Origin of the sequence: Paenibacillus polymyxa (genome assembly GCF_018614975.1) — a bacterium.
In the GTDB taxonomy this organism is placed as follows: Bacteria; Bacillota; Bacilli; order Paenibacillales; family Paenibacillaceae; genus Paenibacillus; species Paenibacillus polymyxa_E.
The window spans coordinates 1-9233 of record NZ_JAGGNR010000001.1 but is presented as its reverse complement, the minus strand read 5'-3'; the positions used below and the strand labels follow the sequence as shown (position 1 = coordinate 9233).

At 40.7% G+C, this 9233-nt stretch carries 10 protein-coding genes; 5 read left to right on the top strand and 5 right to left on the bottom strand.

All coding sequences use genetic code 11. The features are described 5' to 3' along the window. Window positions 1-323: 323 nt before the first annotated feature. Window positions 324-1625, bottom strand: a complete 1302-nt coding sequence (locus J7E78_RS00050) for a DNA recombination protein RmuC (protein WP_215074368.1) — start codon at window positions 1623-1625, stop codon at window positions 324-326. Window positions 1626-2049: 424 nt separating this feature from the next. Here J7E78_RS00050 and J7E78_RS00045 point away from each other — a divergent pair, with 424 nt between their 5' ends. Continuing rightward, entirely contained in the window at window positions 2050-2691 is a 642-nt protein-coding gene (locus tag J7E78_RS00045; protein WP_215074367.1) for a FusB/FusC family EF-G-binding protein, read from the top strand. Window positions 2692-2872: 181 nt separating this feature from the next. On the opposite strand, the gene J7E78_RS00040 is transcribed toward J7E78_RS00045, so the two are convergent. Further along, window positions 2873-3460: an NAD(P)H oxidoreductase gene (locus J7E78_RS00040; protein ID WP_215074369.1), complete on the bottom strand. Its 588-nt coding sequence runs from the start codon at window positions 3458-3460 to the stop codon at window positions 2873-2875. 246 nt (window positions 3461-3706) lie between these two features. On the opposite strand from J7E78_RS00040, the gene J7E78_RS00035 reads away from it, so the two are divergent. The 3 genes from J7E78_RS00035 to J7E78_RS00025 all read left to right on the top strand — a co-directional run bounded on the left by J7E78_RS00035 (window position 3707) and on the right by J7E78_RS00025 (window position 5538). After that, window positions 3707-4105, top strand: a complete 399-nt coding sequence (locus tag J7E78_RS00035; RefSeq protein ID WP_215074366.1) for a winged helix-turn-helix transcriptional regulator — start codon at window positions 3707-3709, stop codon at window positions 4103-4105. Continuing rightward, window positions 4102-4338, top strand: coding sequence for an NUDIX hydrolase (locus J7E78_RS00030; protein ID WP_215074365.1), 237 nt, complete (start codon window positions 4102-4104; stop codon window positions 4336-4338). Before J7E78_RS00035 ends, J7E78_RS00030 begins: the two co-directional genes overlap by 4 nt. 78 nt (window positions 4339-4416) lie before the next feature. Then, window positions 4417-5538: a hypothetical protein gene (locus J7E78_RS00025; RefSeq protein WP_215074364.1), complete on the top strand. Its 1122-nt coding sequence runs from the start codon at window positions 4417-4419 to the stop codon at window positions 5536-5538. A 193-nt stretch (window positions 5539-5731) separates the two neighbouring features. Here the strand turns inward: J7E78_RS00025 and J7E78_RS00020 are convergent, their stop codons facing one another. The 3 genes from J7E78_RS00020 to J7E78_RS00010 form a co-directional block, all read right to left on the bottom strand. Continuing rightward, window positions 5732-6160, bottom strand: coding sequence for a hypothetical protein (locus tag J7E78_RS00020; protein WP_215074363.1), 429 nt, complete (start codon window positions 6158-6160; stop codon window positions 5732-5734). A gap of 115 nt (window positions 6161-6275) precedes the next feature. Continuing rightward, window positions 6276-7613: a SpoIID/LytB domain-containing protein gene (locus tag J7E78_RS00015; RefSeq protein WP_215074362.1), complete on the bottom strand. Its 1338-nt coding sequence runs from the start codon at window positions 7611-7613 to the stop codon at window positions 6276-6278. Between the two features lie 270 nt (window positions 7614-7883). Further along, on the bottom strand, window positions 7884-8840 hold the full coding sequence (locus tag J7E78_RS00010) for an IS30 family transposase (protein WP_215074361.1): 957 nt from the start codon (window positions 8838-8840) through the stop codon (window positions 7884-7886). 20 nt (window positions 8841-8860) lie between these two features. Between J7E78_RS00010 and J7E78_RS00005 the strand changes: the two genes are divergently transcribed. Beyond that, window positions 8861-9217, top strand: a complete 357-nt coding sequence (locus J7E78_RS00005) for an NUDIX hydrolase (protein WP_215074360.1) — start codon at window positions 8861-8863, stop codon at window positions 9215-9217. Window positions 9218-9233: the final 16 nt, after the last annotated feature.

Here is a 9233-nt window from a genome sequence, read left to right as displayed (position 1 = left end):
CTATGAGGGGAGCATATCAATTGGTGCTTTGGGTGTACTTTTTATTAATGACTGCCTAGCCCAAAAATCTCATTCCCAACTGGAGTTGTCATACGGACAATATGGCATCGAATAGTTCGCTCAAAAATTGGAATTTGAAAAGGTCGGGGAACATCCGATGTACTGGTATACTATATGACTGTAACTGATGTATCCGTTCCTGCAACAGTATTTTGTAATTGGCATTGTGGCTGTACTGTTTAAGGACTGGAAGTGAGAAGTGAAAAGGCGGTGCTATCCCCCTTATGATGGAAAACACCGCCCTAGTTTAATGTTTAAGTAACTCATTCAATGACAGCTTCCAAAAGATTTTGAGAAGGCTCTGCGCTAGGAAGTTCTTGAACTTTCCTTAACTTACGTTCAATAGCTCTGGTCCGAACTGAAGCTTGATCAATATGGTTACTAGCCTCTTGCAATTTTTTTTGCGTTTTATCAAGAATATCCCCAAACTTCCCGAACTCTGTTTTAACCCCGCTAAGTACCTGCCAGACTTCACTGGAGCGTGTTTGGATAGCAAGAGTTTGGAAACCTAGTTGTAGACTGTTCAAAACAGCAGTCAACGTAGTAGGACCTGCAATAACGACTCGGTATTCTCTTTGAATGCTTTCCCAAAGTCCAGGTTTACGTAAAACTTCGGCAAAGAGTCCTTCAATAGGCAAAAACATAATGGCAAAATCAGTCGTGTTCGGTGGATCAATGTATTTATCCCGAATGGACTTGGCTTCATTTTTAATTTTAGTATCTAGAAGTTTGGTGTTTTCGCTGATAGCTTGGCTGTTACCTTCCTCATAAGCATCCAGAAGTCGATGATAATCTTCGAGTGGGAACTTGGAATCAATAGGTAAGTGTATAATTTGATTTTTATTATTCTTATCAGGAATTTTAATTGCAAACTCTACGCGGTCATTGCTGCCTTTTTTGGTTATTACATTTTTATCGTATTGTTCTACCGTTAGTGTCTGATCTAATAAATTCTCTAATTGTAGCTCGCCTAGTGTACCTCTTGTCTTTACATTAGTCAGAACTTTCCTCAAGTCTCCAACTCCGTTAGCTAGAGTCTGCATCTCCCCAAGACCTTTATGTACAAGCTCTAATCGTTCACTAACCAGTTTGAATGAGTCGCCTAATCTTTGTTCTAAAGTTGCGTGTAACTTTTCATCGACTGTGGCTCTCATTTGCTCAAGCTTTTGGTTGTTATCTTGCTGCAACTGAATTAACTTCTCTTCAACAGTTCCACGAATACGTTCTAGTTTTGTTTCATTCATTGTGGTCATATCCGACAATCTTTTTGAAAAACTATCTAGCAGATTCTTTTGCTGAGATGCAACTTCTCCAATGTTGTTAATTAGTGATTGATTCATGGTTCCAATTGATTTAGCAAGCTCTTCTCTATTCAGTTTAGCTGCTACATTCGCTTCCTGTCGGTTCTGAGTGGCTTGTTCGACAAGCAACCTTCGTATTTCTTCTTTTGTTCTTTCTAACTCCGTCCTAAGTTCGTTTAGGTAATTCCCATTCTGTTTTCTTAAGTAAAGGGCGACTATTCCTAACAAGATGATCACATTTAAAGCTAAAAGGGCAGCTTGCATACAGTTTTCCTACTTTCCTTAGGTTAATTTGATTGTCTAGCCTCCATTACTCTTACATTTTTCGTCGCTTTTTGTATAAATCCTTCTTTTTTGTTGGAATTAACCCTGAACATAATCGTTTCTAAATTTCCAATTATCGAGACATCTAAGAGGGAGTGATGATCACTCTTATTGTAGTCATGCACTCAATCCTGTTATAATTCCGATATGTCTATCGTATTGGGGGTTATGACGTGGCAATATGGATGATGCCGGATTGCTCGTTCGCTAGAAAGCCTTACGCAAAGCCTGAATAGGGGCGGACTTTGTGTAGGGCGCGACAAAATGAGATCGTTTGCCCTGAAATCAACATCAAGATCATGGTTCAACCCGCAGGCTTTGCACCTTACTTTATTTTCCTAATAAAAATAAGGGGCTGAAAGCCATGCAAACACCATTTATTCACAATCATCAATTCAATTATATTCATAAACAAGCTGATTTCCTGCTTAAAACGCTGCGCTCGGTCGTGGACCCTAAAGTGCTGGAAACCGTCCGTTATACGGTCGGCACGAATGCAGTAGGCATCTTCGATGAACTGACTTCGGAACAAAAGCAACTGTTGGAGCAGTTATCCACTTATGAGACGACACATGAGTTGCAGACGTATCTGAACCAGCTGGAAGCATATCTGATTCCATTTCCGCAAGTATCCGCGAAGCAGATTCAGAAGCTGTTTCCCAAGGTAAAGAAGCTCAAAGTGCCGGATCTGGAATCCATCGATTATGCACGTACAACTTATCTGAGATGGACCGACATTGCTACCGATCGCTTGTTCATCGTGTATCCGCACGAAGGCAGATTCCTCGGTATTGAGGGACGGCTTACAGCCACGAACAAGAAAGGGTACTGCATGTTCTGTCATCGTCATCAGGAGCTCGGATTTTTCAACGTGAAAACCAAGAGTTATACGCCGGATAATATTTCTTCCGTTGCCCAGTATGTATGCATGGATAACACAGCTTGTAACCATAGCATTACCGATACCACCATGCTGGAGAAGTTTATTCTCTCAACAGTAAAATAGTGTAAGGCACAAAGGCAGGGTCGCTCTTCGGAGCGCCCTTTTTGCCGTGATCATGCGGAGTTGTTCTATTCCCGTAAAAGCGAAGGTTAGCGTGATGGTTAAAGTGAGTTATTTTCATATAGGAAGTTGCGAATCACAGAAATTAAACCAGTTCGTCCAGACTTCATAGGGTCACATATCATTATAGAGTTGGATTATCGTTGGCATAGTTCAATCCCAAGTGATGCGCATGGTTCAGCAGTGCCTCATAATGCTCAGGTTTGGATTCCAACGTTTCATATAAAAACTCAACCCTGGATTGGGACACCCCGCAATAATCGGCAATCCCCACATTGAGCAGATTGGCGATCGATTGACCATAGTTGCGCTTGTGCATCTGTTCTTCCGTCACACCAGAAAGAGCAATCCACAATATCTGCTGATGAGGGAGCTTGTTCGCGCCGTAAGCAAATCCGTTGTTCATGACACGATCTACATAACCCTTCAACATGGCTGGCAGATGCCACCACCAGAGAGGAAACACAAAAGCCACAGCATCGTGCTTCTTCAAGCGCTCCATCTCGGTTTCAACCTCAGGCGAGAACACCTGATTTTCTTGGGTGTAGTCAGGTTCATCCATCTCTCGGAGAATTGGGTCGAATCCAATTCCATGCAAATCCAATATCTCATAATCGTGACCGGCATCGGTAAGACCCTGTGCAAAACGTTGAGCTACCTGAAAGGTCAAGGAGTCTTTTCTTGGGTGGGATACTACAACGAGTACGTTCATCTTATCTTTCACTACCTTTCTGCATTGCAGTCTTGTAGCCATAAATCAATGGCTGATGCTATTATAAACAGGTATGAAAACATCTGGAAGTACGCACTTTGATGTTCTATAGGAAGAATGAAGTGCCATAGGAACATTAAAGTACCCTAAATGGATGCCTCGAAATAGGCTCAAATAATAGAAAAAAGAGCAGCAAGAAGATTAAGTTTCACCTTGAATACAGCCTATTTATGGAGGGGTTCGAAAATGACGGAACATGGAGAAACGAATGCTCCAAAAAAATATAAAGTAGGCGTGGAAGCTGCCTTGGAAGTGATGGGCGGGAAGTGGAAGCCTTTGATTATTTACCACTTGATGACAGGACGGAAACGCACGTCGGAGCTTCGGCGGTTAATACCGGACATTACGCAGAAGATGCTGACAACGCAGCTCAGAGGACTTGAAAAGGATGAGATCGTACAGCGCAAGGTATATTCGGAGGTACCTCCCAAAGTGGAATATGAGTTAACGGACTACGGTTGGGGGCTCAAGCCTGCGCTGGACCATTTGTGTTATTGGGGAGAAGATCATCTGGACAAAATCCACGGGGATAAATTTAAGGTTCTGGAAGACTTTGATTCCGAAGAGAAGGGGGCGGGAAGGTGAATTATTCACCCATGGGGGAGTACATCTACACCGCTCCCGTATTCGTAGGGTATGTGGATGATAACCAGCCTGTCCGGTTAAATCATGAACATACCGAGTACCAATGGATGACGTTTAACGAAGCCAAGGAAAATGCGGCATTGCCCGGCATTGATGATATTTTGGATTTTGTTGAAAAGCATTTTGCCAAGAAGGCTCCGTTGAAATGGCTGCGGATTGATGGGAAGATGTAATTCGAGATCAGAAGATATGAAGTTTTTTAGAGAAATTCAGAAGTTTAGAGGCATAATAATGAAAGAGGTGTGAGACAAATGATTAACGAAGAATATTATGTGAAGCTTAATCGAGATGCACAAGAACAGTATCAATCTTACAAACAAGAAGCAGAAGCACGGGTACATAGAAGAGAATATACGACAAGCAAACGGTATGACATTTCTCCGTACTGGTATGCGCGCCAAGGTGAAATTCCTGGAGATATCTCGTGTGAAGTGACAGATACCTATTATGAGTTTGATGATGAAGGTAGAATACGGATTTTGGCCTGTGACGATTTAATTGATGGCTACACGTATGTTACATATGAAGAAAGTCATATAACGACAAGAACGTATGTCGATGGCGAATTGGACTCAGTCAAGGAATATTTGATACAAGACGGATTAATCTATCGGTTAGTGGAGTATTTTACTCGATTCAATAAATTAGAGTATGAAGACTATATCTATGAACGCAACAGACTCGTGGAAGTATATCAACCTCAATACGAAAATAATGCTCTATTTGCTCACCTTCTTCGAACGTATTTCGAATATGATGAGCAGGGTATTCTTCTGCGAATGTTAGATGGAACCAAAGGTGTGATTTACGTGACGATGTCATCCGAAGAAGTCTCAATACTTCGGGAAACGGTGAAAAAGGAACTCATTCTGGCTGTGAAAGACATTATTGATGTTCTATGTGAAAATGAATCGGGTAAAACATATTGTTTTCTGTCGATTTACTTACACGATGAAGTGGATACGGTATATTCACCTATTTTCGATCCAGGTTTGCAAGAAATAAGAGAAGAACAAATTGAAGAGAAAGATGAAAACGAAGATTACTATTACAACATTTGGAATTCAGGAGAGCATCCTGGAATTGATCAACAAGAACTTACGAATCATGATTTAGTTGAGAAGCTTAGAACTCTTATTATGTATTGGCGTAGCAATGGAGATTGGTGGGAGGAAGGAATGAGATTGTGGAAGGAAGTCGCGTATGACCTCAATGAAACGACGAATTGGTTCGATTACTCCCGACTTACGGAAAACTTTGTTGTGTTCGTTGAATGGGAAGCGATGGATGTTATGAATGGAGATTTGCAAGAAAGCATCCCTCCTGCCAAGTTAGAAGTTTTTCAATCAGAAGGCTTAGCGCCAATCATTTAAGTCCAACAAATTCACAAGTAGAAATTTGAGAGGAAAATATCATTACTGAACATGAATTTGAGCAAAATAAAGAGAAGCTGCTTACCAAGATTAAAATGGTTCAGAGACAACTGCATAATTAACAATGGACGATCACCTAAAGTGGGCATCCATTGTTAATTTTATCTTCGTTAACTAATTATCTAAGTCAAACTTACTCATTCGTAATATTTATCGTTTCATCAGTGATTGTTTTTCCATCACTCCCCAATGCTTGAACCACTAAACGATTGTGTAAGGACTTACCCGCAATATTCCACGTTATTTTCCAACCATCATTCCCACTGGTATCGTATCCGATTAGTTCTCTTTCTCCCCATGTCTCTGTCCCAGTTGGAACGGACCAGAAAAGAAGTGTTTCCGCGTGGGTAGTCTCTACAGTGACAGTTAAATCAGAACTGTTTGCAGGGACTACAACCCAACCTTCTTTTTCAGGGAAGTTAGTTTTAATACTCGTGATCATAGGTGCAGACTCTTTTCTTTGCACATCCTCAGTCTCATGATTTTTCGCAGAGTCTTCTGTAGTACACGCAGTGAGAAGAAGAAGGAAAAAAAGAAGCAGATAGAATGCTTTTTTTGTCATTATCATCACCTCCCTCTATAATTTTGAATGAATAATCTATATTATAGAAAAAATTAAATAAAATTCCAAAAAAACGCCAAACTTTACGTTTGACGTTTTAATCTGAACGAAATGATTAATAGTTCCCAGTTTGGATGTATCCACTACTTTTATCAGAAAAACTGTAATAATAGCTTAGTATAGTGTAGTAGTTATACTCTGGGTAATTTTGTGCAATATATTGTGTGCCCCATTGACTTAATACTCCACCCCAAGCTGTACCAATATCCCCTTCTGATCCTGCTCTGTACTGAGCGTCAAAAACTTTGCCATCAGAATTGACCATGAAGATTCCTGATACAGCATTAACGGCATTATTTGTAGCTGTTTTTCCAGAATTTGGAACATAGTGTTGGTAATTTTGCCAGCGGTCTGTCAAGTGTGCCCCATAATCTGTTGCAGGTTTTCTTGGATAAGTGGCGTTATACCATGCATATGTCTTAATTGTTACTGCCCCAGCTTTCAGTGACTCTGATTTCCATGATCCATACCACTCGTTTGGCAATACATTCTTAGCGTAAGTGTCAAAGCCGATATTGGTGATTGTTCCTGAACCAGTAATATACAATTTAAATGTTGATGGCGTACTAGTAGCACTTAGAGGTTGTATATCGCCCGAATTACTCTGAGCGTTAATTCCGTTCTTAGCTTTTTCCAAATTTAATTGTTCTCTAGGTTTCTTAATCGTAGTAGTTTCGGGAAAATCCTGATTTAGATCTATACTATTTTCTTCTACTATTTGATTTAATTCTTCATGTTGTGCATCTTCTTTAATAGTAGTTTGCTGGATAGATTTATTCTCAAAATTTACTATATGCCCTTGTTCTCGTTCTTTAACTACGTTATTTGCTTGTTGCTCAGCTGCCGAATTAAATGCATAACCAAGAGCTACAAGTTCATCAATGTTATAAACATTTTCATGACCAATAATATATTCTTGTCCATTTAGTTTCCCTGTTGCAATTAACTCATATTTAACACCATTGTAGAAGAATTCACTTTCTTTATTGACTGTATAATTAAAACCAACATAGTAATATCCGATATCCGTATATGCTGAGCTAATGTCAGCAAAATAGGGCTCTACTTTTAGTATATTATTGGAAGGAAGTTTTTTAGCCTCAAATACACTTATAGATTCTACAGATAGAATACCAGTTTTATTTTCCTGTTGTTCTTTATTAGGGAATCCTTCATAAAATTGTTGACGATCAGGCGAAAAAGATTGAACAAATGAATTCCAGTCTTTGTTATTGATTGAATCGACATAATCAGATACAACGGTAGGCAATATGCTGTTAGATGCACTAATGGTCTTAACCGATTCAGTTGCAAAAGCGTTACTTGCAAGTGGAATTGTTAGAATCGATACCATGCAACAAGACACAAATACTGATTTGAACATTTTTAGCATGAATGTTATTCCTCCCGGTTATTTAGAATGGATAAACTATGAAACAGCGTTAAATGAACTTTCATTTATCACCACCTATGAATTCAAGCTACTCCCGATCATAGATCTCTATAAATCTTATTTCTCTAAAGGTTGTAATTAGCGGAAGTATCAATGAATATTTTTTAATATATTCCTTATATTGAATCTTGACACAATTACTATTTTTACCTATTTAACTCTATATTGTCAATGATGTTTTTGTGATATTTTCGAATTTTAGACAGATTGTCAAACCGAGTGCGACAGTTCCTCTGTGAAAGATTCGTGAGCAGTTCTCCACCCCAAGTATTTTCGGGGTCTGTTATTGATTAAATCAAGGGAGTGGGCGAGATCTTCATCCTCCACTTGAGCGAAATCGGTGCCCTTGGGGATAAACTCTCGAAGTAATCCATTCCCATTTTCGTTGGAACCACGTTGCCAGGATGAATACGGGTCAGCAAAATAAACATGGAGGCCGTGGGTCGTCTCTAGATTGGCGTAGCAAGCAAATTCCTTCCCTCGGTCAGCGGTTGCGGTGACGAAGGCCCCTTTCGGGTACTGAGAGATGGCTACACCCAGCGCAATCTCCATGGACAATGCGGTACGATCAGGCATGAGAATAGCGGTATACAGACGCGTTTTACGTTCGATGAGTGTGGCTACACAACCTTTACTTTTCCCACGACCCGATACGACGGTATCCAGTTCCCAGTGCCCAAAGGTTTCACGGGAACGGACTTCTTTCGGGCGATCTGAAATGGTTCTGCCAATGGCGAATTTACCGCGAGTTTCTGCGGGTTTCTGACACTTCCCTTTGTGACGTAAGACCTGTAATGTACCTTGAACCAGACGTCCTGCGTAGATCCAGCGATAGATGGTTTTGAAGGAGACTACGGGCAGACCATCAGCGCGGAAACGTTCGGTGATTTGTTCTGGAGACCATGTGGCCACAAGTTTTTCTTCCAGCGAAATAGCCAAGGTATCCGACCATTTCCCTGAAGGAACCGAGGCCTGACGACGTTCCTGATATGCATGCTGAGCTTGTTCTGCTTTGTAGGCTTCGGATGAAGCTGTGCGCGCTAATTCACGACAAATGGTCGAGGGATGTCTGCCCAGCTCCTTTGCGATCGCTCGTGAGCTTTTGCCTTGCTGGTGGAGGATTTCTAGCTTGCTACGTTCGATTATGCTAAGATGTGTGTAGCTCATGGTGGATTCTCCTTGTGTGAATGGTTGTTGTGGTGACTTCATTCTACACGAATCCGGCCATGAGCCCTTTTTTATTTATTTCCAGTAGGTGTCGCACTTCATATTACAATCCGTCGTATTCTGCCAATCAATTCGAACAATATTATTCACCCTTGGGAGAGTATATCTATACCGCTCCCGTATTCGTAGGATACGTGGATGAAAGGCAGGTTGTCCGGTTAAATCATGAACATACCGAGTACCAATGGATGACGTTTGACGAAGCCAAAGAAAATGCGGCATTGCCCGGAATTGAAGACATTTTGGATTTTGTTAAAAAGCATTTTGCCAGAAAAGTCCCTTCCAAGTGGCTTCGGATTAATGGAGAGAATAATTAGGAGCCATTCCTGTAAT